This window comes from Mesorhizobium sp. P160219 (genome assembly GCF_057786095.1).
In genome coordinates this window covers 5976214-6000765 of the sequence record NZ_JBYNWG010000001.1, presented here as the reverse complement: position 1 = coordinate 6000765, position 24552 = coordinate 5976214, and the positions used below count along the sequence as shown (strand labels likewise).

The following is a 24552-nucleotide window of genomic DNA, read 5'->3' as shown; positions in this document are numbered from 1 at the left end:
GGCCCACTGTCTTCGCTTCGCTGCGACAGCGAGCCGAGCCTCCCCAAAAGGGGGAGGGTGAGGGTGAGGCTGCGCCGCCGGCGCCAGACAGGATCGAGACGAAATTAGCCAATACTGCCATCCTATTGCCCCAACCGTTCGAGCAGGATGGGCACGTGCACCTGGTCGGATTTGTAGTTGCCGGTCAGCATGTACATCATGATGTTGACGCCGGCGCGCAGCGCATAGATGCGCTGCATCGGATCCGATGGCACGGTCGGCAAAAGCGGGTCACCATTCCCGTCGACGGCCCAGGCGCCGGCAAAATCATTGGCGGTGATCAGGATCGGCGAGACGCCGTCGCCGACGCGTACCGGCCGATTCTCGGCATTGCTGGCCTCGAGCGAGGCTTCCACCCAGAGCGGGCTGCCGGAGAAGCGGCCGGGAAATTCGGGCAGGATGAAGAAGGATTTGGTCAGCACATGGTCGGCGGGCACCGGCTCCAGCGGCGGCACGTTGAGATTGCCGAGAATGTCGCGCAACCGTTCCGTCGCCGGGCTCGCCGAATCCGCACCGATGCCGTTGGCGAACTGGTCGCGCGTGTCGAACAGCACCGTGCCGCCCTGCTGCATATAGGCGTCGATGCGGGCGATCGCGGCTTGGCTCGGCATCGGCGCGGAAGGATCGATCGGCCAGTAGATCAGCGGATAGAAGGAAAGCTCGTCCTTCGAGATATCGACGCCCGCCGGCGCGCCCGGCTCGAGCGCGGTCTTCTCGATCAGGAAGCGGGTCAGGCCTTCGAGCCCGGCGCGGCTGATCGAATCGTCACCGGGCACACCGGTCAGCACATAGGCGATGCGGGTCTTGGCAATATCCTCGATTGCCGCGGCATCGCCGGGCTTGGCGTCGTCGGCGTGGGCGAGGTCGGCATGGCCAAACAGCATGCCGAGGCCAAGCAGCAGCGCAGCCGTCGTCGCCGCGGCCGATCGGCCGCGGCGCGGTCGGCGCGACATCAGCCCGCCCATCCAGAACACCGCCAGCGTGTCGAGCAGCATAAGCGCAAGTGCCGCTGTGACCAGCGATCCCTTGAGGTCGCGCGATTCATCGAAAGCGTACTGGATATTGGTCACCGGCACTGTGAATTGCGGGCGCACCAGCGGCGCGAAGGCGGTGGCCGGTTCGAGCAGATTGTGGGCGAAAACGCCGGTTTCCGAGCCGTAGAGGCCGGGCGGGTTCTCGAACGTCACCGGCAGCGTGCCGGCGCCGGGGACCAGCGGTCGCGCGTCCGGCGTCGGCGGCACCAAAGTGCCGTCGGCGGCTATCATGCGATAAGGTGCCAGCGACATAGCAGCGGCTTCGGCGTTGGCAACCGCCGCACCCTGGTTGCGCGACAGCTGCACGATGCGCCGCAGCATCTCGACGAAGCTGCCGGAGATCGGCAGCGTCGACCATGTCGCTTCCGGGGTGATGTGGAACAGAACCAGCGTGCCCTTGCCCTTCTTCAACCCGGTCACCAGCGGGGTGCCATCGGCAAGGGTTGCCCAGGTGCGTTCGACGATGTCCGGCGTCGGTTCGGCCAGCACCTGCCGGCTCACCGTGACCTCGGCCGGCGGTGCGAGGTCGGCGAACGGGCCGTTCTTCGGGAATTCGGTCACCGCCTGCGGCGTCGTCCATGACAGCGCGCCGCCAAGCGAGCGCTCGCCGGTGCGCAGCCTGACCGGCAACAGATCATCGTCATTGCCGGCGGCGGCCAGCCGCGAACCGGCAAAGCGCACCAGCGTGCCGCCATTGTCGACCCAGTCGACCAGCCGCTGATGGACCTGCGGCGGAATGGTACCGATATCGGCCATGACGATCATCGCCGGCTTCTGGTCGAGAAGCTGCGGGATGGCGTCGGCGAGATCGACGCTCGACGGTTCGACCAGATCGGCGAAAGGCTGCAGCGCGCGCCTGATGTAATAGAGCGGCGACAGAAGCGGCTGCGCCTGGTCGGCCTCGGCCTGCGATAAAAGTCCGACGCGGCGGCGCTTGGAGCTTTCGTCGAGCACGCGCACCGCACCTGCCTGGCGTTCGCCGTCGAGCGCGATCGAGGCGAAGTCGTTGCGCAGTTCGAACGGCACCGCCATCGTGCCGCTGGCGGTAGTCTCACCCGGCGCGAAGGTCAGCGTCGCGTCGGCGATGCGGCGGCCCTTGTCGTCGAAGGCGCCGGCGGTGACTTGTGCCGGCGCCGGGTCGCCGGGCGCGCGGATGGCGGTCAGGGCGAAGCCGTCGACCTGATTTTCGGCGCCAGTGAGCCCAGTCAGCGCCAGCCGGTCGGAATTGGCCCAGACGACACGGGCGGCATTTTTCGACAGCAGTGTGTTGAAGGCGGCCTCGTCGCCCTTTGCCGCAAGGCCGTCGGCGAGAACGGCAACGCTGGCGCCGGGCAAGGTTTCCAGCACGCCGGCGACGCGGGCATAGACGGCGGGTCGGTCGGTTGGGATCGGCCTCGGCTTGGCGGCGCGCAGCCGGTCGAGGGCAGCCGCGGCATCGAAGGGGCCGATCTCGGCGTTCGGCTTTTCGGCGGTGAAGGCGATGACGACCGGTACGCCGTTCGAACCGGCATCGGCGATCAGCCGCTGGGCGGTGGCGACGCGCTTGCCCCAGTCGGCGGCACTCGCCCAGTCATTGTCGATGACGAGCGCCAGGGCGGCGCCCTCGGCCGGCAATTTTTCGCGCGGATTGAAAACGGGTTCGGCTAATGCCGCGACGACAAGGGCTGCCATCAACAGCCGCAGCAGCGTCAGCCACCACGGGCTCTGCTGCGGCGTTTCCTCGCGCTTCAGCACGCGAGCGAGGATCTTCAGCGGCGGAAACATTTCGGACTGCGGCTTGGGCGGTGTGAGCCTGAGCAGCCACCAGATCACCGGCAGCGCGAGCAGGCCCCACAACACCATGGGAGCGCCAAAGGAGAGCGGCAGCCAGCTCATGCGCCGGCCCTTCCCACGAATGCGCCATCGGCGGTCATCGCCATGTGGATGCGCACCAGCGCCTCGGAAGCGAGGCGATCGGTGTGGTTGACGGTGTAGCTCCAGCCGAGGCGCTTGCACCAGCTGGCCATCTCCTGGCGGCGGGCGGTGTAGAGCAGGCGGTATTCGTCGCCGAGCATTTCGGCGCGGCCGGCGGTCAACTTGTCGCCGGTCTCGGGATCGGTGAATTCGGTGCGGCCGGCATAAGGAAAGGTCTCCTCCGCCGGATCGGCAACCTCGATCAGATGCGCACGCACGCCATGCCGCGCCAGCACATCGAGCCATTCCATGGTCTCCTCGACCGGGTCGAGGAAATCGCTCACGACGACGATGTCGCAGAAGCGGCGGATGGCGGACAGGTCAGGCTTTGCTGGCAGGTCCGCGGCGTGCATCAATTGCGCTGCGATGCGCTCGGCGCCGTTGCGGGCGGTGAACGGATCTGTCAGGCCGGGCCATGCGATGCGCTCGCCGCTGCGAGATAGCAATTCGGCCATGGCCAGTGCCAGCACCAGCGCGCGCGATTCCTTGGAAACGCTGGCGCCAGTCGATTTGTAGAGCATGGAGGGCGATGGGTCGGCCCAAAGCCACACCGTGTGGGCTGCTTCCCATTCGCGGTCGCGCACATAGGTGTGGTCGTCCCGGGCCGAACGGCGCCAGTCGATGCGCGAGGAATCGCCTTCGACATAGGGGCGGAACTGCCAGAAATTCTCGCCGATGCCGCGCTTGCGGCGGCCATGCCAGCCGGCAATTACCGTATTGACGATACGGCGTGCCTCGACCAGCAGGTCCGGCACCAGCGAAGCCCGCAACCGGCCCCTGGCGAGCGCGTCGCGCGTCGCTGCCGGTGCCTGGACTTCGCCGATACGTGCCATCAGATTCCTTTGGCCAGTTTCGCCACCACGTCGCGCACAGTCGTGCCCTCGGCGCGGGCGGCAAAGGTCAGCGCCATGCGGTGCTGCAGCACCGGTTCGGCCAGCGCGCGGATGTCGTCCACCGACGGCGCCAGCCGCCCGTCATAAAGCGCGCGCGCACGGGCGCACAGCGTCAGCGCCTGGCTGGCGCGCGGGCCGGGACCCCAGGCGACATGCTTGTCGGTCTCGGCATTGCCCTGGCCGGGACGCGCCGAACGCACCAGTTTGAGGATGGCGTCGACGACGCTTTCGGGCACCGGCATACGGCGGATCAGCGTCTGGATTTCCCTCAGCCGCGCCGGCTGCAGCACGTTTTGCGCCTTGGCGTCCTCGATGCCGGTGGTTTCGAGCAGGATGCGCCGCTCGGCCTCGATTTCGGGATAAAGGATGTCGACCTGCATCAGGAAGCGGTCGAGCTGCGCTTCGGGCAGGGGATAGGTGCCTTCCTGCTCCAGCGGGTTTTGCGTCGCCAGTACATGGAAGGGCGCGGGCAGGTCGTGGCGAATGCCGGCGATGGTGACGTGATATTCCTGCATCGCCTGCAGCAGCGCCGACTGGGTGCGCGGCGAGGCGCGGTTGATCTCGTCGGCCATCAGCAATTGCGCGAAGATCGGGCCGGAGATGAAGCGGAAGGAGCGCTTGCCGGCCTCGTCCTGTTCCATCACCTCTGAGCCGAGAATGTCCGACGGCATCAGGTCGGGTGTGAACTGGATGCGGCGCGAATCGAGGCCGAGCACGACACCGAGCGTTTCGACCAACTTGGTCTTGGCAAGGCCGGGCACGCCGACCAGCAGCGCATGGCCGCCGGCAAGCAGCGCCACCAGCGTGCGCTCGACCACCACTTCCTGGCCGAAAATGACGCGGCCGACGCCGTCGCGCACCCTGGAAATATCGGCCAGCGCCGTCTCGGCCTGGGCGATCATGTCCTTTTCGCTGATTGGGCTTTCCTTGACCATTACGCTCATGCCGCATCGATCCTTGTGCTGGAAGTACCGGCTTGCACTGTAGAGCCTTAGAATGCCGCGATTCGGCTTCGCCTGGCGCCTACGAATGAATTTAAATCACAGACTTAGGCTGACAAGCGGAACAACAGTGACTATTTCGTGACCATGACGGAACGCTCCGAACATCGCGAACACAGCCTTGCTGCCGCAACCGAGGCGCGCGGTCTCGAAGCGTTGATCTCGCGTGCGGCTCGCGCCGGCAAGGGCGCGGCGCCGGTGGAGCGCTGGAATCCCGACTTTTGCGGCGATCTCGACATGGAGATCAAACAAGACGGAACGTGGTTCTATCTCGGCACGCCGATCGGCCGCATGCCGCTGGTGCAGCTGTTTTCCAGCGTGCTGCGCAAGGACGAGGATGGCAGGACCTATCTGGTGACGCCGGTCGAACGGGTCGGCATCCGCGTCGTGGACGCGCCTTTCATCGCGGTTGAAATGGATGTTTCCGGCGCCGGCGCCGAGCAGACCATCACTTTCCGCACCAATGTCGGCGATGTCGTCGAGGCCGGACCTGGCCATCCGCTGCGCTTCGTCGACGAGAACGAGACCGGCGGCCTGAAGCCCTATGTGCTGGTGCGCGGGAGGCTGGAAGCGCTGGTGGCGCGGCCGGTGATGTACGAACTGGTCGAGCATGGCGAGGAGATCGATATCGGCGGCAAGACGATGTTTGCCGTGCGCTCGAAAGGCGAAATCTATCCGATCATGCCGGCGGAAAAACTGAAGCGGCTGAGCGCATGATGGATCAGGTGAGGCCGCCGCCGTTTTCCACAGCGGATTTTCGCGCGCGGGTCGCCGCGCAAGCTGAAGCCCATGCCGGCGACGATTATGGCGATCATCGCTTCAACCCCGGCCATCCACGGTTGACGCAGCTCAAAGCGCTGCGCGACGCCGCGGTGCTGATCCCGGTCGTCGATCATGGACGCGATGCGACCGTGCTTTTGACCAAGCGGGCGGAAAAACTGCGCAGCCATTCCGGGCAGGTGGCTTTTCCTGGCGGCACCATTGATCCCACCGATGCGACCCCGGAAGCAGCGGCCTTGCGCGAGACCTTCGAGGAGATCGGCCTCGGCCATGACCGCATCGAGATCATCGGCCGCATGCCCGATTATGTCGCCGGCAGCGGCTATCGCATCGCGCCGGTGCTGGCGATCGTCGAGCCCGGTTTTACGCTGTCGCTCAATTCCGACGAGGTCGACGCCGCCTTCGAAGTGCCGCTTTCGTTCCTGATGGATCCGGCCAACCACACCAGGGACAGCCGCATGTGGAACGACCTGGAATGGTTCTTCTACGATATGCCCTATGGCGGCCAGCGCATCTGGGGCGTCACCGCCGGCATCATCCGCACGCTCTATGAAAGGCTCTATGCTTGAGTGATCCGATATCGCTGGCGGGCAGAGCCGACTGGCTGGGTGAAAAGCATCTGCAGCGGCTGCTTGCCGTGCTGGCGCAGGGCGGCGAGGAAGCCCGCATCGCGGGCGGCGCGGTGCGCAATGCGCTGATTGGGCAGCTGGTCGCCGATATCGACGTTGCTACCACTTGCCTGCCCGAGGAAACCGTTCGCCGCGCCGAGGCGGCGGGCTTCAAGGCGGTGCCGACCGGCATCGAGCACGGCACGATCACGGTGATTGCCGGCGGCGCGCCCTATGAGGTCACCACGCTGCGCGCCGACATCGAGACCGATGGCCGCCGCGCCAAAGTGTCGTTCGGCCGCGACTGGAAGGCCGACGCCGAACGGCGCGATTTCACCATCAACGCGCTCTATGCGGAGGCTGACGGGACGGTCGTGGACCTGGTCGGCGGCGTCGGCGATATCGAGGCACGAAGGCTGCGCTTCATTGGCGATGCCGAGCAGCGGATCCGCGAAGACTATCTGCGCATCCTGCGTTTCTTCCGCTTTTTCGCCTGGTATGGCGAGGGTCGGCCCGATGCCGAGGGATTGAAGGCCTGCGCCCGGCTCAAGGACGGTCTCGCCCATCTCTCGGCCGAACGCATCTGGTCCGAGCTGAAGAAGTTGTTATCGGCCCCAGATCCGTCGCGCGCCTTGCTGTGGATGCGCCAGGCCGGCGTGCTCACCAGCGCCCTGCCGGAAAGCGAGAAATGGGGCATCGATGCCATTCATGAGCTGACCAAGACAGAAAAGGATCTGGGCTGGGCGCCGGACCCGCTGCTCAGGCTGGAGGCGATCGTGCCGCCCGATGCGGAGAGGATGAAGACACTGGCCAAGCGGCTGAAACTTTCGACCACTGAGGCGGAGCGCCTGCGCCACTGGGCGCTGACGGCTGCCGTCGAGCCCAAGACAAGTGAAGCGGAACTGGCCAAGAAACTCTATTCCGGGGAGCGCCAGGGTTTTCTCGATCGCCTGCGGCTGTCGCTGGCGTCGGCGCGAGCGCGGGCTCTCGAGGACAATGACGCGCTGGTTCAGGCCGGCGGGTTTTCGCGCCTGCTCGCTTTTGCGCTGAAATGGGAAAAACCGGTGTTCCCAGTCAAGGGCGGCGATCTGACGGCGCTTGGCGCGTCGCCGGGGCCAATACTCGGTGCGATCCTGAAAAACCTGGAAAAGGAATGGATCTGGTCCGGCTTTGCGCTCGATCGCGACGCGCTGCTGGAGCGCGCCGCAGAAGCCTTGAAGGCCAGATAGGACTGCTCAGGCCGCGTCGCGAACTTTCTCGATGCGCGAGCGGATCGCCTCGATCATCGTCTCGCGAATGACCGTTTCGCCATGTGTCTCGCGCATATGGTCGACGGCGCGGCGCATGACCTCGGCTTCCTCACCGGCACGGGTGTGCCACTCACAGCCGGGAACCAGCGAGCCGCAGTGGAATTCCTTCATGGGATTTTCTCCTTTTCCTCCTTGGAGCCTGTGCCTCTCATGGGCACACGAAGCTCCGCCATCTCTGTTCCGCGCCCTGTCACAGCAGTCGGTTTCGGGGGCGCGCACGGGGGAGTTAGCATAACACGGTTCCACGAGTTTGGTTGCCGTGGGGGCGAAAAAGGCGGAGCAGCGCTGCTCCGCCCCCTCTTGCCAGGCTAAGCCAAGGCGAGAACGTTCGGTCTTGTCCCGATCACTTCTCGATCTTGACGGACTCGGCAACCTTGTTCTTGCCGCTCATGTCCCAGGAAACGCGGACCTTTTCGCCTGCCTTCAGGCCAGGATCCTTGAAGGTCTTGGGCAGCGTAAAGGTCGATCCATCGTCCAGAACGAGGCTCATGGCCGTGCCATCATAGGTCTTGACCGTGCCCGTGGTGTGCTTGACCGCGGCAAAGGCAATCGAGCCGGAAGCGAGAAGGGCAGCGGCGGCTGCCGAAACAATGAGCTTTCGCATGTAATACTCCTGGAAATGCGGGCATCCGTTTGGAAAATGCTCCGCCTTGTTCAGGGCCGTCCGGTAGCGTCGTGTCGCGGTTCGGGACTGAACCGCCGGCGCTTCCCGGCCCGAAACGACAAATAGTCGTTTTATTTCAATCGCCTATTAGACGAAAAAGATAATGGCGATGCCACATTGGCTGCCCAGATTCGGCGAATGGGACGTCAATGCGGCTCACGTTTCGCTCACCGATTTTTTACGGCCACCTGACCTCCGGCGGCAGGCTGGACAGGATCGAAGCGACATTGCCGCCGGTCTTCAGGCCGAAGATGGTGCCGCGATCGTGAAGAAGGTTGAATTCGACGTAACGGCCGCGGCGAATGAGCTGCTCGTCGCGGTCGTCGTCGGTCCAGTTCTCGTTGAAATGGGCGCGAACCAGGTGTCCGTAGACGACAAGGAAAGAACGCCCGACATCCTGGACGAAGTTCAAATCGGCATTCCAGCCGCCTTTCTCCTCCCCCGAATGCAGCCAGTCGAAAAAGATGCCGCCGACGCCGCGCGGCTCGTGGCGGTGCGGCAGATAGAAATACTCGTCGCACCAGGCCTTGAATTTGGGGTGGTCGGCGATCGCAGCGTTCTTCTCGCAGGCGAACTGCATGGCTCGATGGAAGGCGACCGTGTCGGGGTGATCTTCCGTGCGGTTGCGGTCGAGCACCGGCGTCAGATCGGCGCCGCCGCCAAACCAGTGGCGCGACGTCACGACCATGCGGGTGTTCATGTGCACGGCCGGCACGTTGGGGTTCCAGGGATGCGCGATCAACGAAATGCCTGATGCCCAGAAGCTCGGGTCTTCCTCGGCGCCGGGCATCTGCTTCCTGAATTCGGGCGAGAATTCGCCATAGACGGTCGAAGTATGGACGCCGACCTTCTCGAAGACGCGGCCGCGCATCATCGCCATGGCGCCGCCGCCGCCCTTTCCATTGTCGCGTTCCCACGGCGTCTTCTCGAAGCTGCCGGGCGACCATTCGGCCAGTGGTCCCTGCAGTTCCTGTTCGATCTGCTCGAAGGTTGTGCAAATGCGCTCGCGCAGCGTCTCGAACCAGAGCCTGGCCTTCATTTTCTTCTGTTCGATGTCGGGTGGCAGGCCTGCCGGTATTTCTGGTCGTTCCAAAATGCTGTCTCCGGTCGCGGCCGACAAAGGACCTAGTGGAGTGAATTTGACATTTGCACACAGCGTGGCGCAGGGCACGACGCAAATGTCAAATTCGAAAACTCCACCAGAAACATGAACTTGCTAGTGGTCCTTGTGATTCCAACGTTCGCAACGGCGACTGGGGATTAGGAAGGCGAATGTTGGAATCGGAGCACTAGCCTTTTCCGGGCGCGATCCCTAATCTCTTAGGGGCAAGGGTCAAGTGTCATCTGGTTCGGCCCAGGAGTTCTTTCATGCGCACGCCGGCAAGACCGCCGCTGCATGGCCTGAAGAAAAGGCTCGATCGTTCACGCGCCGAGCGCGAGCGCATGCCGCGTGACGGGTTTTTGCGGGAGACCTTTGTCTTGCCGCGCCCCGATGCGCGGCTCAAAGCCAAGGAATGGTTCGAACGCTTTCCCAAGCAGGCCTACTGGACCGAGATCGAAAGCTGGTTCGAACGGCCAGGCGACGTCATCGAATTCACGATACGGCGGCTGCCTGCGGCGGATTAGAATTCCGCAAGCAGTCGCCTTGCGCCCGGCCCTTGCGCACTCAAGCGATCTTCCCTGTTTCGCAGCGGGCATTTGTCGATCGACATGCAGCCGCAGCCGATGCAGTCGGTCAGGCCGTCGCGCAGCTTCTTTAGCTGAGTGATCTTGCGATCGAGGTCGTCGCGCCAGCCGGTCGACAACAGGTTCCAGTCCTCGCGCGTCGGGGTACGGCCTTCTGGCAGCGATTCAAGTGCGGCGCCGATCTCGGCCAGCGAGATGCCGACCTCCTGGGCGATCCGGATGATCGCCACCCGCCGCAGCACGTCGCGGCCATAGCGCCGCTGGTTGCCCGACGTGCGGTGGCTGCGGATCAGCCCGCGCGCCTCGTAGAAATGCAGCGCCGACACCGCCACGCCGCTGCGCATCGCCACCTGGCCGACCGTCAATTCCTTTACCGGAGCCATCTCGATTTTCCGCTTGACCTCAACTTAAGTTGAGCTTGTAGCCAGGAAACGTCGATAGGGCAATTGAGGAGAAGGCGATGTGCGCCTGGGTGAGAATGATGCAAGACGCAACGGCCGTTGGCGATGACGACAACGCGCTGAAGGGTCTAGCCGAGCTGCCGGATGGCTTCACCGGCGACCATGGCGACCGACAGCGCGACGTTGATGCTGCGCGTGCCCGGCTGCATCGGGATCGTCAGCCGCGCATCCGCCGCCTGATGGACAGGATCCGGCACGCCGGCGGATTCGCGGCCGAACAGCAGGATGTCGCCTTGGGCGAAGCTGAAGCCCGCATAGGGGGTCGCGGCTTTGGTGGTGAGCAGCACCAGCCGGCAGGCTTCGCCCTTGCGCCAATCCTCGAAGGCGTTCCAGTCGACATGGCGGGTCAGGGCAGCCATTTCGAGGTAGTCCATCCCGGCACGCTTGAGCGCTTTGTCGGAGAGCGGAAACCCGGCTGGTTCGATGATGTCGACGCCAAGGCCGAGGCAGGCGGCGAAGCGCAGGATAGTTCCGGTGTTGCCGGCGATGTCAGGCTGGTAGAGGGCGATGCGGAGACGGTGGTTCATTTCCGCGTCTTTCTAATAAGTGGCAGATCGGCCACAGCGGGTGGCTGGTTTTGGAAATTGCTGGACCTGCGGGTGGCCATTTTCTGCGAAGTCGATTATACCGCACGCATTGTCAACCCGAACCGATGGAGGGGTATTTCATGATGACCATGCACATCCAGCGCCCCTCCCGTGGGCTTACCTGCCTTCCGGCGGTTTCGGTACGACGATTTACCTGATTTCTTAGATCTGATCGCACCGATTCCCGCCGAACCCAATTTTCGGCTCTCGAAGGAATCCTGCGATGTTTTTCAACCGGTTAAAGGGGCCAAGCGCCCCAGCTGAGCATGTCGCGACCGAGGCCTATCCTCGTGTCCCGACGGATGCAATCCGTGCCTCCGGCCGAATGCCGGCGCACGACATTGCTTCGCCTTTTTATGTCTATTTTCACACGGAGGACGGACCGATGTTCGATCCCTATAAGATACCTGGTTCAAGAAGCCTGCACGAACGCAAGACGGCGACCTGGGCGTTGCTGGTCGGCGAGACCTATTCGTCGGCGGTTCACGCGCAGACGCGCCGGCGTCCGCATCGCGGCATGTTGCCGGATGTCGATTTCTCGCGTGCGGTTCCCGACCACAGCCGGCCGTCGCTGGTGCGCCGGATCATCCGGCTGATCCGGCCGGGCGCGAAAAACCGGACTGGCGGCGGCGTGCCGTCAGTTCAGTCGAAGGCTTCTGTCGGTGAAAAGCCCGCAAGTCCCTATATTGCGCGAAGCAGGACCGATGGCCCGGGTGATTCCGGGCCGTCAGTCCCCGCCGACGTACGGTCTGGGGACGCGGAGCGCCCCGGGGATTTTTCCCGCGCCGCATGAGCGGACAACAGTTTTGTGAGCATCCCTATGTTTAGCTGGTTTGAAAGAAGGCTCGATCCGTTCCCCGCAGCGGAACCGGTCGAGCCGCCGAAGACGCTGGTTGCCTTCTGCGTGCATTATACGCGCGGCGCCTGGCCATACATCATCGTCGATGCGGTGCTGGTGACGGCGATTGCCATCGCGGAAGTGTGGATGTTCGGCTTCATGGGCCACATCGTCGACTGGCTGTCCGGGCAGAACCGCGAAACCTTCCTGCAGACCGAGAGCTGGAAGCTCGCCGGCATGGCCTTCGTCGTGCTGTTCGCGCTGCCGGGTACGGTATGGCTGCATTCTTTGCTCAACCAGCAGACGCTGATGGGCAACTACCCCATGCGCATCCGATGGCAGGTGCATTGTTATCTCTTGAAGCAGTCGATGAGCTTCTACCAGGACGAATTTGCCGGCCGCATCGCCACCAAGCTGATGCAGACGGCACTCGCCGTGCGCGAATGCGTCATCAAGGTGATCGAGGTGCTCAATTACGTCATCGTCTATTTCCTCGGCATGCTGTTCATCGTCGGCTCGGCCGACTTGCGGCTGGCGGCACCTCTCGGCGTCTGGCTCCTCGGCTATATCGGGTTGTTGCGCTATATCATCCCGAAGCTGGGCAAGGTCGGCGAGGCGCAGGCCAATGCGCGATCGACTATGACCGGCCGCGTCGTCGACAGCTACACCAACATCCAGACGGTCAAGTTGTTTTCTCATGCACGGCGCGAAGCAACGTTCGCCAAAGAAGGCATGGCAGGCTTCCTCGACACGGTCTACCGGTCGATGCGGCTGGTGACGGTGCTTTACGGGCTGCTCTATATCCTCAACGCGCTGCTCCTGTTTTCGGTGACGGCGACGGCGCTGTGGCTGTGGCTCGGCCAGGCGGTGACGATCGGCGCCGTCGCCGTGGTCATCGGCCTCGTGCTCCGTATGTGGGGCATGTCGCAGTGGATCATGTGGGAAATGTCGAGCCTGTTCGAGAACATCGGCACGGTGCAAGACGGTATCGCCTCGATCTCGCTGCCGCGCCTGGTCGAAGACCGGCCGGGGGCGAAGGACATTGCCGTCACCAAGGGCGAGATCCGCTTCGACGACATTCGTTTCCACTATGGCAAGCAGAAGGGCGTCATCGAGAACCTGTCGCTGACGGTGAAGCCCGGCGAAAAAGTCGGCATTGTCGGGCGCTCGGGCGCGGGCAAGTCGACGCTGGTCAATCTCCTGTTGCGGTTCTACGACCTCGAGAACGGCCGGATCCTGATCGACGGCCAGGAGATCGCTTCGGTGACGCAGGATTCGCTGCGCGCGCAGATCGGCATGGTGACGCAGGACACCTCGCTGCTGCATCGTTCGGTGCGCGACAACATCCTTTACGGGCGGCCCGATGCGACGGAGGAAATGCTTGTCGAGGCAGCCGGGCGGGCCGAGGCGCTGGAGTTTATCGGCAGGCTTTCGGATCACACCGGACGTAAAGGGCTCGATGCTCATGTCGGCGACCGCGGCGTCAAATTGTCCGGCGGCCAGCGGCAACGCATCGCCATTGCTCGCGTTATGTTGAAGGACGCACCGATACTTATCCTTGACGAAGCGACGTCGGCGCTGGATTCCGAAGCCGAGGCCGCCATCCAGGAGAATCTCTACAAGCTCATGCAAGGCAAGACCGTCATCGCCATTGCGCACCGGCTGTCGACCATCGCGGCGATGGACAGGCTCGTCGTCCTCGACAAGGGCCGTGTCATCGAGGAAGGGTCGCACGAGGAACTCGTTGCCAGCGGCGGGCTCTACGCGCAGCTCTGGCAGCGCCAGTCGGGCGGGTTCCTGCTCGACGACGGTCCGGTCGATGCCGCCAATGACGCCGTTGCCAACGACATCGGCGTGAAGGGTGAAGCCGCAGAGTGATGACGTCAGCATGATGACAGCCGTCTATCGCTGGTTCGAGGACTGGGTCTATCCGTTCAGGGAGCCGGCGGACCTTCGGCCACCGCCAAGCGTCGGCGGCTTCCTCTGGCACTATGTCGGCCAGGCGAAGTTCGCCTTCTTCGCCATGCTTGTCATCGGCGGCATCGCGCCGCTGATCGAGGCCGGGCTTTTCTACTTCGTCGGGCGGCTGGTCGATATTCTCGATCAGCTTCCCGGTGAACGCAGCTGGGACGCGCTGTGGACCGCCGCCGGGCCTGAGCTTGTCTTCATGATCGCAGTGGTGCTGGTCATCCGCACCATCGTCGTCGGCCTGTCGGCGCTGGTCAACGAACAGACGATCACGCCGGGCTTCTACAATCTGGTGCGGTGGCAGGCGCACCGGCATGTGTCGCGGCAGTCCTACACTTTCTTCCAGAACGATTTCGCCGGCCGTATCGCGACAAAGGTCTGGCAGGCGGGGCAGGCGACCGGCGACCTGATGGAGAGCTTCATCGAGGTCATCTGGTTCATGCTCATCTATACGGTGACGACCTTGGCGCTGGTCGCCGGGCTGGATCTGCGCCTGGCCGTGCTGGTGGTGATCTGGATCCTCGCTTTCGCCTGGCTGGCCAAGCTCTATCTGCCCTCGATCCGCAGGCATGCCGAGGCCACGGCCGAAGCGGGCTCGATGATCAATGGGCGCATCATCGATTCCTATTCCAACGTGCAGACGCTGAAGCTGTTCTCGGCCGATGGCGACGACCGCTACATCAAGAACGGCTTCGACATCTATCTCGATGCACTACGGCCCTTCACCCGCCGACTGACCGGCGTGCGCATGGCGCTGACGACGCTGTCGGGCATCATGATCACCGCGATTGGCTGCTTTGCCGTCTATCTCTGGGTCGAAGGGTCGATCACCGTCGGCGCCGTCGCGTTCACGCTGTCGCTGGTCTTGCGGCTCAACATGCTGCTCGGGCGCGTGATGATGCAGCTCAACGGCATATTGCGAAATCTCGGCGTCCTGGAAAACTCCAAGGCGCTGATCTCGCAGCAGCTTGGCCTTGTCGATGCGCCGGATGCGAAAGAGCTTGTCGTCGCCGGCGGCCGCATCGAGGTGAAGAATGTCGAGTTCCACTACGGCAAGGGTTTTGGCGTGCTGAATGGCATCGACCTTGTGGTCAAGCCTGGCGAGAAGGTCGGGCTGGTCGGGCCGTCGGGCGCGGGCAAGACGACGCTCGCCAACCTCATCTTGCGCCTCTACGACCTCGAGAGCGGCAAAATCCTGATCGACGGGCAAGACGTCGCCGAGGTGACGCAGAACTCGCTGCGCGCCAATATCGGCGTGGTCAGCCAGGAGACGGCGCTGTTCCACCGCTCGCTACGCGACAACATCAAGCTCGGCATGCCGGATGCAACTGACGCCGAGGTGATCGCGGCGGCGAAGAAGGCCGAGGCGCACGAGTTCATATTGGGCCTGCGCGATAACCGGGACCGTACCGGCTACGAGGCTTTTGTCGGCGAGCGCGGCGTGAAACTGTCGGGCGGCCAGCGCCAGCGCGTCGCGATCGCCCGCGTCTTCCTCAAGGATGCGCCGATCCTGATCCTCGACGAGGCGACCTCGGCGCTCGATTCCGACATCGAGGCGGCGATCCAGGAGAATCTGGCCAGGCTGATGGAGAACAAGACGGTCATCGCCATAGCGCACCGGCTGTCGACCATCGCCGCGCTCGACCGTCTTGTGGTGCTGGACGGAGGCCGCATCGTCGAACAGGGCACGCATGACGAGCTGGTGGCGCTCGACGGGCTCTATGCGCGGCTGTGGAAGCGGCAGTCCGGCGGCTTCCTCTACCACGAGGAAAGCGTGCTGGAAGAGACACGGCCGGCGGAGTAGGGCATGGCAGGGTCGCCTGATGTCGGCTACGTCCTCAAGCGGCTGCGGCCAACCGCGCCGGCCTTCGACGCGCTGAAGGAGGAGAGCCGGCTGGAGGGCTACTGGATGCTGGTGCGGCTGGCGGATGGCTGGGCGGGCGGCCGCGACAAGTTCCTGAAACGAGGCGAGGCGCTGTTTGGCGCATGGCATGGCCGAGAACTCGCTGGTGTGTGCGGGTTGAACATCGATCCTTATTTCGAAGGCAGGGACCACGGCCGGGTCAGGCACCTGTTCGTCAGCGCGCGTCATCGCCGCAGCGGCATTGGCCGCATGCTGGTCGAGACCGTCATTGACAGGGCACGTCAGCATTTTGCCGTGCTGAACACCCGCGCGCCACAAGAAGCCTTTGGGTTCTATGAACGGCTTGGCTTCCAGCCGGTGGTGGGCGAAGAATTCGTCACGCACCGCATGATGCTCTCTCAAGACAGAAAAGGAGGCTGAGATGTCACTGCGTCCGCCATCCCTAGGCGCCTCGGCTGCCGAAGCCGCGTTCGACGCCCTCGGCCATGAGATACTGGCTGAAAAGGCCGCAGCGCTCGGCCGTGCCGGCCAACGGGTCGAGGAAACGCTGGCCAAGCTCCGTCAGAACAACGACGACGAGGAGCAGCGACTGCGGCTGCTCAAGGAGGCTGCCGCAGCGGTGCACGCCTATTTCATCCAGCGTGAACTCTGCGGCCTGCGCCGGCATGAGTCGGTCATCCGCGAATACGATATCCCAAGGGCCGTGCTGGTCAGGCTCGGTGCAAGCTAGAGGTCATCAGCCGGCAACAATCATTCCAGCCATTCGGTGATGAAGCTGCCGTTTTCGTGGATGTCGGTCGTTTCGAGCGGGCCTGGGCCGAGATTGGTGAATTTGTGCGGCGTATCAGGCGGCACGATCAGGATCTGGCCGGCCGTGGCCTCGATCTGCTGGTCGCCGATCGTGAACAGGCCGGTGCCTTGCCGGATGATGAAGATTTCACAATAGGGATGCGTGTGCAGGCGCGGGCCGCCGCCAATCTCTTCCTGATAGTTGAAAATCAGGCAGGAGTTGGAGTCGTAGGCGCCGCATTGCAGTTCGCCCTGCCAGCGGCCGGGCGTCCTGGTCCAGGTCTCGCGGTCGATGATGTGTGCCATAGCCTCTAACCCTTCGTCGGTATCCAGGGGTTGAAAAGCTTCACGCCGGTGCCTTCAAAATCCTTGGTGTTGCGGGTCACGACTGTCAAGTTTTTGACGAGCGCGGTAGCGGCTATGAGGGCGTCGCGCTCCGGCTTTGGATCGGGAACGTGGAGGTTTGCGCAACGCACGACAACAGCCTTGTCTATGCTCAATATCCGGTCGTCAAACTGTGGAATGAGTGTCTGATCCAACCACTCACGGTACATGGTGGCCTGGCGAGTATCCTTCCTCGACAAGAGCAATGTTCCGATTTCGAGTTCCAGGATCGAAATGACCGACATGAAAAAGCTGGCGATGTCGTGGGTCTCTGACCAGGCCAAAACGTTGCGATCGGCCTTGTCCCGACGACGCAGATTCGAAACGACATTGGTGTCAAGAATGAACATCAGTCGAGTTCGGGAATCTTGAAAAACGGTCCTTCCAGGCGAGGTGGTTCCCAGTCGAAATCTGCTTCGGGGCGATCATCGGCAATCGCGTCCGCGAGGCTTCTCGGCTTCTTCTCTAAACGCTGATATTCCTCCATCGACATCAGCACATGGGAGGGCTTGCCGCGGTCGGTAATGATGACCGGCCCGTTCTTGGCTGCCCGTTTGGCATGCGCCGTCTCCTGGTTGAATTCACGGCTCGACATGATGGTTATCGTCTTCGTCGAGATATTCATATCAACACCTCCATCCGGAAGATGTAGACATATTGCTACATTCGGCCAAGCTCGTCAAATTTCTCTTCGTGCGGAACGCCCGCGACAATCTGCCCTTGTGGCCTCAGCCCGCTGGACAAAAACGGGCTTCACGCATAAACCGAAATCCAAATGCCGGAGGAATTCGCTAGCTTGTTCGCCATGCGCTGTCGGGCCGGCGCGATGGAGCGGGGACAAAGCTCGGCCGCCGGCTCGGAAGAGGCGAAAGGATCAGGCACCCGTGAGCGCAACCGACACCCAGGATCCCAACCGTCGTGATTTTCTCTACGTCGCCACCGGCATGGCCGCAGTGGTTGGCGCAGGCGCCGTTGCCTGGCCCTTCATCGACCAGATGCGCCCTGATGCCTCGACGCTGGCGCTGGCCTCGGTCGAGGTTGATGTCGCCTCGCTGACGCCTGGCATGTCGCTGATCGTCAAATGGCGCGGCAAGCCGGTCGTGGTGCGCAATCGCACCGAGCAGGAGATGAAGGACGGCGAAGCCGTGAACCTTGCCGATCTCAAGGATCCTATTGCCCGCAACGCCAATCTGCCCGCCGATGCGCCGGCGACCGATGCCAACCGCACCACGCCCGGCAAGGAAGCCTGGATGGTGATGGTGCAAGTCTGCACGCATCTGGGGTGCATTCCGCTTGGCCAGGAAGGCGATTTCGGCGGCTGGTTCTGCCCGTGCCACGGTTCGGTGTACGATACCGCCGGCCGCATCCGCAAAGGCCCGGCGCCGGAAAACATGGCCGTGCCGGTATTCAAGTTCATTTCCGATACCAAAATCCTTATCGGTTGAGGCAGGGGATAATTCGATGAGCGAGGGACACTCGACCTATACGCCCAAGACCGGTATCGAACGCTGGTTCGACGCCCGCATGCCGCTGCCGCGCATGATCTATGACAGCTTCATCGCTTATCCGGTGCCGCGCAACCTCAACTATGCGTGGACCTTCGGCGGCATCCTCACGATCATGCTGGTGGCGCAGATCCTGACCGGTATCGTGCTCGCCATGCACTATACCGCCGACACCAATCTCGCCTTCAATTCGGTCGAGAAGATCATGCGCGACGTCAATTCCGGTTGGCTGTTGCGCTACATGCATTCCAACGGCGCCTCGTTCTTCTTCGTCGCCGTCTACATCCACATCTTCCGCGGGCTTTATTACGGCTCCTACAAGGCGCCGCGCGAGCTGCTGTGGATCCTCGGCTGCATCATCTATCTGCTGATGATGGCGACCGGCTTCATGGGCTATGTGCTGCCCTGGGGTCAGATGAGCTTCTGGGGCGCCACCGTCATCACCGGCTTCTTCAGCGCCATTCCGCTGGTCGGAAACTGGATCCAGGAACTGCTGCTCGGCGGTTTCGCCGTCGACAACCCGACGCTCAACCGCTTCTTTGCGCTGCACTATTTGCTGCCGTTCATGATCGCCGGCGTCGTCGTGCTGCACGTCTGGGCGCTGCATGTGGTCGGCCAGTCGAACCCGACCGGCATCGAGGTGAAATCGAAAACCGACACCGTTGCCTTTACGCCCTATGCGACCATCAAGGATGCATTCGGCATGATCGTGTTCCTGTTCTTCTTCGCCTATTTCGTCTTCTACCTGCCGAACTTTCTCGGCCATCCGGACAATTACACGATCGCCAACCCGCTGAAGACGCCGGCCCACATCGTGCCGGAATGGTACTTCCTGCCGTTCTACGCGATCCTGCGCGCGATCACCTTCAACATCGGGCCGATCAACTCCAAGCTCGGTGGCGTGCTGTGCATGTTCGGCGCCATCGTCATGCTGTTCCTGGTGCCGTGGCTCGACACCTCCAAGGTGCGCTCGGCGGTCTACCGGCCCTGGTACAAGCTTTTCTTCTGGCTGTTCGTCGCCGACGCTGTCCTGCTTGGCTGGCTTGGCTCGCAGCCGGCGGAAGGTGGCGGTCTGTTGACCCTCCTGATAGGTGAGGTCTCGGGCAACTACGTTGGCTACGCTCAAGCGGCGACACTGTTCTACTTCGCCTTCTTCCTCGTCATCCTGCCGGTGCTTGGCCTGATCGAGACGCCACGCAGACTGCCGAATTCGATCACCGAGGCGGTGCTGGAGAAGAACAAGGGTGCCGGAGGGGGACATCCGGCCGGTGCGACCGCGGCGCCGGAAACCAAAGGCTGAGTGAGAATCTAAGGGGATTTGGCATGAAAAAGATTCTCACCTCGCTCGCCCTGCTAGGCGTGTTTGCCGCTGGCATCGGAGCCGTCGGCAGTGTGGCGATCGCCGCTGAAGAGGCGCACAACGCGGCGGCACCGACGCATTTCCCGATCCACGAGCCGAAGGAGATGGACTGGACTTTTGCCGGTCCGTTCGGCACCTACGACAAGGCGCAGCTGCAGCGTGGCTTGAAGGTCTACAAGGAAGTCTGCTCGGCCTGCCACTCGATGAATTTGGTGGCGTTCCGCACGCTAGAGGACCTCGGCTATTCGGAAGCGCAGATCAAGTCGCTGTCGGCTGAGTACACCATCCATGATGGACCCAACGATGCCGGCGACATGTTCGACCGCCCGGGCAAGCCGTCCGACCATTTCCCGGCGCCGTTCGCCAATGAGGAGGCGGCTGCCGCTTCCAACGGCGGCGCTGCCCCACCGGATATGTCGCTGCTGGCCAAGGCGCGCGGCGTCGAGCGCGGCTTCCCGCGCTTCGTCTTCGACATCTTCACGCAATATGCGCAGGGCGGCCCGGACTACATCCATTCGCTGCTGACCGGCTACGACGAGACGCCACCTGCCGGCATGGTGATCCCCGAAGGCACCCACTACAATCCATACTTCATGTCCGGCGTGTCGCTGAAGATGCCCAAGCCGCTCTCCGACGGCCAGGTCACCTACGATGACGGTTCGCCGCAGACGATCGACCAGTATTCGCGCGACGTCTCGGCGTTCCTGATGTGGGCGGCCGAGCCGCATATGGAAGACCGCAAGAAGACCGGCTTCCGCGTTCTGGTGTTTCTGCTTCTGTTCGGCGCGCTGATGTATCTGACCAAGCGCAAGGTGTGGGAAGGCGTGGCGCACTAAGCCGCATCTTATTCCTCGGAAATGGAAAGGGCGTCTTCGGACGCCCTTTTTGCTTGCCAAACCGGGCATGGTTCGCATCTTGGCGCAGCAGCCGTCCAGTAAGAAGTCCGTTGGCACGGCGCCATGCGATTGGTATTGCACGCGCGCCCGGCGGATCGCCGGCTAAAGGGGCATTTGGGATCGATGATGCGGCTACGCGACTGTCACAACTTTTCCGATTTCCGGCGCATGGCCCAGCAGCGGTTGCCGGGGCCAATCTTCAACTACATCGATGGCGCGGCCGACGACGAGGTCACCTACCGCCGCAACACCGAGAGCTTCGAGCGCTGCGACCTCGTTCCCAACGTGCTGCGCGGGGTAAGCGAGATCGACATGTCGGTGACGGTGATGGGCCAGAAGCTGGCCATGCCCGTCTATTGCTCGCCGACCGCCTTGCAGCGGCTGTTCCATCATCAAGGCGAGCGCGCGGTGGCCAAGGCTTCGGCCAAATTCGGCACGATGTTCGGCGTGTCCTCGCTCGGCACTGTCAGTCTTGAGGAAGCGCGCAAGATCAGCAGCAGCCCGCAGGTCTACCAGTTCTATTTCCACCGGGATCGCGGCCTCAACCGGGCGATGATGCAGCGGGCGAAAGCGGTTGGAGTCGAAGTGATGATGCTGACCGTCGACAGCATCACCGGAGGCAACCGCGAGCGCGACAAGCGCACCGGCTTTGCCATCCCCTTCAAGCTCAACCTTGCCGGCATGCTGCAGTTCGCGCTGAAGCCGGGCTGGGCGATCAACTATTTCACCCATGAGGGGTTCAAGCTGCCGCAGCTCGACGAGCATGTCGACATGGGCGGCGGCACGATGTCGATCAGCCGCTACTTCACCGAGATGCTCGATCCGTCGATGACCTGGGACGATGTTGCCGAGATGGTCAGACTGTGGGGAGGTCCGTTCTGTCTCAAGGGCGTCATGTCGGTGGAGGATGCCAAGCGCGCCGTCGAGATCGGCTGCAGCGGCATTGTGCTGTCCAACCACGGCGGCCGGCAGCTGGACGGCTCGCGGGCGGCGTTCGACCAACTGGCCGAGATCGTCGATGCCGTCGGCGACAGAATAGACATCATCATGGATGGCGGCGTGCAGCGCGGCACCCATGTGCTGAAGGCGCTGTCGCTCGGCGCCAAGGCTGTTGGCGTCGGCCGCTATTATCTGTTCCCCCTGGCGGCGGCCGGACAGCCGGGCGTCGAGCGGGCGCTGGAGCAGATGCGGATCGAGATCGAGCGCGGCATGAAGCTGATGGGCTGCAGTTCGATCGAACAATTGTCGCGCAACAACCTCCGTTTCAGGTAATCTCGACCCATGAAATCCTCGCTCGAAGACACGCTGCTCGCCGCGATCCGCACCATTCCGGACTACCCCAAGCCCGGCATCCTGTTTCGCGACATCACCACTTTGCTCGGCAATGCGCGCGCCTTCCGCCGGGCCATCGACGAGCTGGTGCATCCCTATGCCGGGCAGAAGATCGACAAGATCGCCGGCATTGAGGCACGCGGCTTCATCCTCGGCGGTGCGGTCGCGCACCAGCTTTCGGCCGGTTTCGTGCCGATCCGCAAGAAGGGCAAGCTGCCTTACGAGACGGTACGCGTCGCCTACAGCCTGGAATACGGGCTGGACGAGATGGAGATGCACAAGGACGGCGTTGCGCCGGGCGAGAAGGTGATCCTGGTTGACGACCTGATCGCGACCGGCGGCACGGCGGAGGCGGCGGTCAAGCTGCTGAGGCAGATCGGCGCCGATATTCTTGCCGCGTGCTTCGTCATCGACCTGCCGGATCTCGGCGGACGGGCGAAGCTCGAAGCGCTGGGCGTGCCGGTGCGGACGTTGATCGGGTTTGAGGGGCATTAGGGAGTAGGGAGTAGGGAGTAGGGAGTAGGGAGTAGGGAGTAGGGAGGGAAGCTCCGCATTCCGTGCAAGGAGCAGCACCCACTGCTGCCTAATCCCTACTGCCTAAAACCTACCCCCTACCCAGCCTTCACCAGCACCGCGCTGTCGAACTCCAGCACCTTGTCGCCCGTAGAATCGAATCCTTCCGAGCGCAGCGCGAGCAGCCGCCAGCCGGGGCGGGTGGCGAGCGGGCGGTGGGACAGGGCCGTGCGCATGAAGGTGACGGTTTCTCCGGCATAGACCGGCTTTGGCCATTTCAGGTTCCTGAAGCCGGGGGAGGGGCCGAATTCTGGTACCGGGCCGGGTCCGGTCCATTGAGAAGCGTCCATAGGATTTTTGAGATTGAGCTTCATCCAGGTGGCCGCGGTGTGCCAGCCTGAGGCGCAGAGGCGGCCGAACACGCTTTTCTTTGCGGCCTCCTCGTCGACATGAAAGACCTGTGGATCGTATTTGCAGGCGAACGCCTTGATCGCCTCGGTTTCGAATGTGTGCGAACCGAGGTTGATGGTATCGCCGATGCGGAAGAACGCGTCGAGGCTCATGCGCCGGCCTCGCGGGTCAAGAACATGACAGTGTTCTCAAGTTCGAAGACGCTTTCACCGCGCTGGTTGAACAGTTCGCTGCGCAAGGTGACGAGGCCGAGCTGAGGCCTGGATTTCGACAGGCGCCTGGCAAGCACGCTGGTGCTGCCGGCCAGTGTGTCGCCGGCCAGCACCGGCTTCTTCCATTTGACCTGGTCGATGCCGGGCGCGCCTTGCGCGGTCGAGTCGAGCAGGAAGGCGTCGCACAGCATGCGCATGAAGATCGCGCAGGTGTGCCAGCCGGAGGCGGCCAAGCCGCCAAGGATGCTGGCCTTGCCGGCGGCTTCGTCGAGATGCATCGGCTGCGGGTCGAATTCGGTGGCGAATTCGATGATTTCGGCCGCACTCACCTGCTTGGCGCCGAGGTCGATCGATGCGCCCTCGGTGAAATCCTCGTAGGCCCAGCTTTTTGCGGTCATGATCTCAATCCGGTTGTACGATCACCGGGCATCCGGATGCCGTCCGGGCGGCGTTTGGTCAAGCGAATTCTATTGGGCCTACAACCAGCCGCGGCGGCGGAAATACCAGAACGGCAGGATCGCCGACAGGATCATCAGGCCGATGGCGAAGGGATAGCCGAGCTCCCATTTCAGCTCCGGGATGACGTCGAAATTCATGCCGTAGATCGAAGCCACCAGCGTCGGCGGCAGGAAGATGACGGCGGCGACCGAGAAGATCTTGATGATGGCGTTCTGCTCGATCGAGATCATGCCGAGCGTCGCGTCGAGCAGGAACGAGATCTTCTGCGACAGGAAGGTGGCATGGTCGGCGAGCGACAGCACGTCGCGCGATACTGTCTTGATGCGGGCGCGGACGTCCTTGCTCATCTTGATCTGGGTCGCGACGTGGGCAAGGAAGCCGGTGAGGCGCTGCAGCGAGATCAGGCTGTCGCGGATCGAGGAGGCAATGTCTTCCTTGCGGCCTATGGCCTTGAGCAGTTCCTGGAAATCGCGATTGCGCTTGTTCACCTTGGTCGACCGCGCCTCGAAGATGTCGCGCGAGATCGTCTCGATGTCACGGCCGGCGCGTTCGAGAATATCGGCTAGGCGATCGACGATCGCCTCCAGCAGGCCGATCAGGATGGTGTTGCCGGTGGTGCAGCCTGTCGCCACCTTCTCGGCGCGCAGGGGGAAGGTCTTGAACGCCTTCGGCTCATGATAGCGGATGGTGACCAGTCTCGGGCCGGCAAGCACAAAGGTAACCGGTGACATCAAGGGATCATCGATTTCGGTCTGCGCCGGCAAGGTGGCGGTCATGAAGTAGGCGCCGTCCTCGATGTAGAGGCGGCTCGAAATCTCGATCTCCTCCATCTCCTCGCGCGTCGGGATGGCAACGCCGAGCCAGGTCTCGATCGTTGTTTCTTCTTCCTTGGTCGGGTTGAGAAGGTCGGCCCAGACGACCTGATCGCCATTGGCCACGAGATCGTCGGCGAGGCGCAGGCGATCATTGTCGACGACGAAGGCCTTGATCATCGCCGGTCTCCGT

28 protein-coding genes are annotated in these 24552 nt (G+C 63.1%); 14 read left to right on the top strand and 14 right to left on the bottom strand.

The features are described 5' to 3' along the window. Window positions 1–122 precede the first annotated feature (122 nt). The 3 genes from AC3EMP_RS29065 to AC3EMP_RS29055 are packed head-to-tail and all read right to left on the bottom strand — an operon-like array spanning window position 123 to window position 4863. Complete coding sequence (locus AC3EMP_RS29065; protein ID WP_027049896.1) at window positions 123–2948, bottom strand: DUF4159 domain-containing protein; 2826 nt, start codon at window positions 2946–2948, stop codon at window positions 123–125. Next, the gene (locus AC3EMP_RS29060) at window positions 2945–3859 is read right to left on the bottom strand and encodes a DUF58 domain-containing protein (protein ID WP_023683683.1); all 915 of its coding nucleotides are present in this window, start codon (window positions 3857–3859) and stop codon (window positions 2945–2947) included. Before AC3EMP_RS29060 ends, AC3EMP_RS29065 begins: the two co-directional genes overlap by 4 nt. Next, window positions 3859–4863, bottom strand: a complete 1005-nt coding sequence (locus AC3EMP_RS29055; RefSeq protein WP_023670009.1) for an AAA family ATPase — start codon at window positions 4861–4863, stop codon at window positions 3859–3861. The genes AC3EMP_RS29060 and AC3EMP_RS29055 overlap by 1 nt, the downstream gene beginning before the upstream one ends. Window positions 4864–5007: 144 nt before the next feature. Between AC3EMP_RS29055 and AC3EMP_RS29050 the strand changes: the two genes are divergently transcribed. From AC3EMP_RS29050 to AC3EMP_RS29040, 3 genes are read left to right on the top strand one after another with little or no spacing between them, the layout of a single operon-like run. Continuing rightward, entirely contained in the window at window positions 5008–5637 is a 630-nt protein-coding gene (locus tag AC3EMP_RS29050; protein WP_023670010.1) for a DUF1285 domain-containing protein, read from the top strand. Next, window positions 5637–6269: a CoA pyrophosphatase gene (locus AC3EMP_RS29045; RefSeq protein ID WP_023683684.1), complete on the top strand. Its 633-nt coding sequence runs from the start codon at window positions 5637–5639 to the stop codon at window positions 6267–6269. The genes AC3EMP_RS29050 and AC3EMP_RS29045 overlap by 1 nt, the downstream gene beginning before the upstream one ends. Continuing rightward, window positions 6266–7537 carry a CCA tRNA nucleotidyltransferase gene (locus AC3EMP_RS29040; protein ID WP_031192981.1) on the top strand — a complete coding sequence of 424 codons (1272 nt, stop codon included), beginning with the start codon at window positions 6266–6268 and terminating at the stop codon, window positions 7535–7537. The genes AC3EMP_RS29045 and AC3EMP_RS29040 overlap by 4 nt, the downstream gene beginning before the upstream one ends. 6 nt (window positions 7538–7543) lie before the next feature. On the opposite strand, the gene AC3EMP_RS29035 is transcribed toward AC3EMP_RS29040, so the two are convergent. The 3 genes from AC3EMP_RS29035 to hemF form a co-directional block, all read right to left on the bottom strand. Beyond that, a complete protein-coding gene (locus tag AC3EMP_RS29035) occupies window positions 7544–7729 on the bottom strand; it encodes a DUF1059 domain-containing protein (RefSeq protein WP_023670013.1) in 186 nt (61 codons plus the stop codon). Between the two features lie 232 nt (window positions 7730–7961). After that, window positions 7962–8222, bottom strand: coding sequence for a DUF1344 domain-containing protein (locus AC3EMP_RS29030; protein WP_023686144.1), 261 nt, complete (start codon window positions 8220–8222; stop codon window positions 7962–7964). A 238-nt stretch (window positions 8223–8460) separates the two neighbouring features. After that, a complete protein-coding gene (hemF, locus tag AC3EMP_RS29025) occupies window positions 8461–9375 on the bottom strand; it encodes an oxygen-dependent coproporphyrinogen oxidase (protein ID WP_023695814.1) in 915 nt (304 codons plus the stop codon). A gap of 275 nt (window positions 9376–9650) precedes the next feature. On the opposite strand from hemF, the gene AC3EMP_RS29020 reads away from it, so the two are divergent. Then, a complete protein-coding gene (locus AC3EMP_RS29020) occupies window positions 9651–9908 on the top strand; it encodes a hypothetical protein (protein ID WP_023683688.1) in 258 nt (85 codons plus the stop codon). Here AC3EMP_RS29020 and soxR read toward each other — a convergent pair. Next, window positions 9905–10351, bottom strand: coding sequence for a redox-sensitive transcriptional activator SoxR (gene soxR / locus AC3EMP_RS29015; protein WP_352536625.1), 447 nt, complete (start codon window positions 10349–10351; stop codon window positions 9905–9907). The genes AC3EMP_RS29020 and soxR overlap by 4 nt on opposite strands. 146 nt (window positions 10352–10497) lie before the next feature. Beyond that, on the bottom strand, window positions 10498–10956 hold the full coding sequence (locus tag AC3EMP_RS29010; RefSeq protein ID WP_023814986.1) for a tRNA (cytidine(34)-2'-O)-methyltransferase: 459 nt from the start codon (window positions 10954–10956) through the stop codon (window positions 10498–10500). 445 nt (window positions 10957–11401) lie between these two features. Here AC3EMP_RS29010 and AC3EMP_RS29005 point away from each other — a divergent pair, with 445 nt between their 5' ends. From AC3EMP_RS29005 to AC3EMP_RS28985, 5 genes are read left to right on the top strand one after another with little or no spacing between them, the layout of a single operon-like run. Continuing rightward, on the top strand, window positions 11402–11809 hold the full coding sequence (locus AC3EMP_RS29005; RefSeq protein ID WP_352711996.1) for a hypothetical protein: 408 nt from the start codon (window positions 11402–11404) through the stop codon (window positions 11807–11809). 27 nt (window positions 11810–11836) lie between these two features. Beyond that, window positions 11837–13732: an ABC transporter ATP-binding protein gene (locus tag AC3EMP_RS29000; protein WP_352711998.1), complete on the top strand. Its 1896-nt coding sequence runs from the start codon at window positions 11837–11839 to the stop codon at window positions 13730–13732. 10 nt (window positions 13733–13742) lie between these two features. Then, a complete protein-coding gene (locus tag AC3EMP_RS28995) occupies window positions 13743–15626 on the top strand; it encodes an ABC transporter ATP-binding protein (protein WP_352712000.1) in 1884 nt (627 codons plus the stop codon). 3 nt (window positions 15627–15629) lie between these two features. Then, complete coding sequence (locus AC3EMP_RS28990; RefSeq protein ID WP_352712002.1) at window positions 15630–16106, top strand: GNAT family N-acetyltransferase; 477 nt, start codon at window positions 15630–15632, stop codon at window positions 16104–16106. A gap of 1 nt (window position 16107) precedes the next feature. Beyond that, the gene (locus tag AC3EMP_RS28985; RefSeq protein WP_023691589.1) at window positions 16108–16416 is read left to right on the top strand and encodes a DUF6665 family protein; all 309 of its coding nucleotides are present in this window, start codon (window positions 16108–16110) and stop codon (window positions 16414–16416) included. Window positions 16417–16436: 20 nt separating this feature from the next. On the opposite strand, the gene AC3EMP_RS28980 is transcribed toward AC3EMP_RS28985, so the two are convergent. The 3 genes from AC3EMP_RS28980 to AC3EMP_RS28970 are packed head-to-tail and all read right to left on the bottom strand — an operon-like array spanning window position 16437 to window position 17484. Then, the gene (locus AC3EMP_RS28980; RefSeq protein ID WP_023683696.1) at window positions 16437–16781 is read right to left on the bottom strand and encodes a cupin domain-containing protein; all 345 of its coding nucleotides are present in this window, start codon (window positions 16779–16781) and stop codon (window positions 16437–16439) included. 5 nt (window positions 16782–16786) lie between these two features. Then, a complete protein-coding gene (locus AC3EMP_RS28975; protein WP_023691588.1) occupies window positions 16787–17209 on the bottom strand; it encodes a type II toxin-antitoxin system VapC family toxin in 423 nt (140 codons plus the stop codon). Then, window positions 17209–17484 (bottom strand): type II toxin-antitoxin system Phd/YefM family antitoxin, encoded by a 276-nt coding sequence (locus AC3EMP_RS28970; protein ID WP_352712003.1) that lies wholly within the window; start codon window positions 17482–17484, stop codon window positions 17209–17211. Before AC3EMP_RS28970 ends, AC3EMP_RS28975 begins: the two co-directional genes overlap by 1 nt. Window positions 17485–17743: 259 nt before the next feature. On the opposite strand from AC3EMP_RS28970, the gene petA reads away from it, so the two are divergent. The 5 genes from petA to AC3EMP_RS28945 all read left to right on the top strand — a co-directional run bounded on the left by petA (window position 17744) and on the right by AC3EMP_RS28945 (window position 22447). Continuing rightward, entirely contained in the window at window positions 17744–18304 is a 561-nt protein-coding gene (gene petA, locus AC3EMP_RS28965) for a ubiquinol-cytochrome c reductase iron-sulfur subunit (protein WP_023670027.1), read from the top strand. 16 nt (window positions 18305–18320) lie between these two features. Then, entirely contained in the window at window positions 18321–19664 is a 1344-nt protein-coding gene (locus AC3EMP_RS28960; RefSeq protein WP_023683697.1) for a cytochrome b, read from the top strand. Between the two features lie 23 nt (window positions 19665–19687). Next, window positions 19688–20560, top strand: a complete 873-nt coding sequence (locus AC3EMP_RS28955; RefSeq protein WP_023670029.1) for a cytochrome c1 — start codon at window positions 19688–19690, stop codon at window positions 20558–20560. Between the two features lie 186 nt (window positions 20561–20746). Then, window positions 20747–21892, top strand: a complete 1146-nt coding sequence (locus AC3EMP_RS28950) for an alpha-hydroxy acid oxidase (protein ID WP_023686136.1) — start codon at window positions 20747–20749, stop codon at window positions 21890–21892. 9 nt (window positions 21893–21901) lie between these two features. Further along, on the top strand, window positions 21902–22447 hold the full coding sequence (locus AC3EMP_RS28945) for an adenine phosphoribosyltransferase (RefSeq protein ID WP_013529989.1): 546 nt from the start codon (window positions 21902–21904) through the stop codon (window positions 22445–22447). A 116-nt stretch (window positions 22448–22563) separates the two neighbouring features. On the opposite strand, the gene AC3EMP_RS28940 is transcribed toward AC3EMP_RS28945, so the two are convergent. From AC3EMP_RS28940 to corA, 3 genes are all read right to left on the bottom strand, one after another. After that, window positions 22564–23028 (bottom strand): MaoC family dehydratase, encoded by a 465-nt coding sequence (locus AC3EMP_RS28940; protein WP_023828124.1) that lies wholly within the window; start codon window positions 23026–23028, stop codon window positions 22564–22566. Further along, on the bottom strand, window positions 23025–23486 hold the full coding sequence (locus tag AC3EMP_RS28935; RefSeq protein WP_023670033.1) for a MaoC family dehydratase: 462 nt from the start codon (window positions 23484–23486) through the stop codon (window positions 23025–23027). Before AC3EMP_RS28935 ends, AC3EMP_RS28940 begins: the two co-directional genes overlap by 4 nt. Before the next feature lie 78 nt (window positions 23487–23564). Then, window positions 23565–24539 (bottom strand): magnesium/cobalt transporter CorA, encoded by a 975-nt coding sequence (gene corA, locus AC3EMP_RS28930; protein WP_023701569.1) that lies wholly within the window; start codon window positions 24537–24539, stop codon window positions 23565–23567. Window positions 24540–24552: the final 13 nt, after the last annotated feature.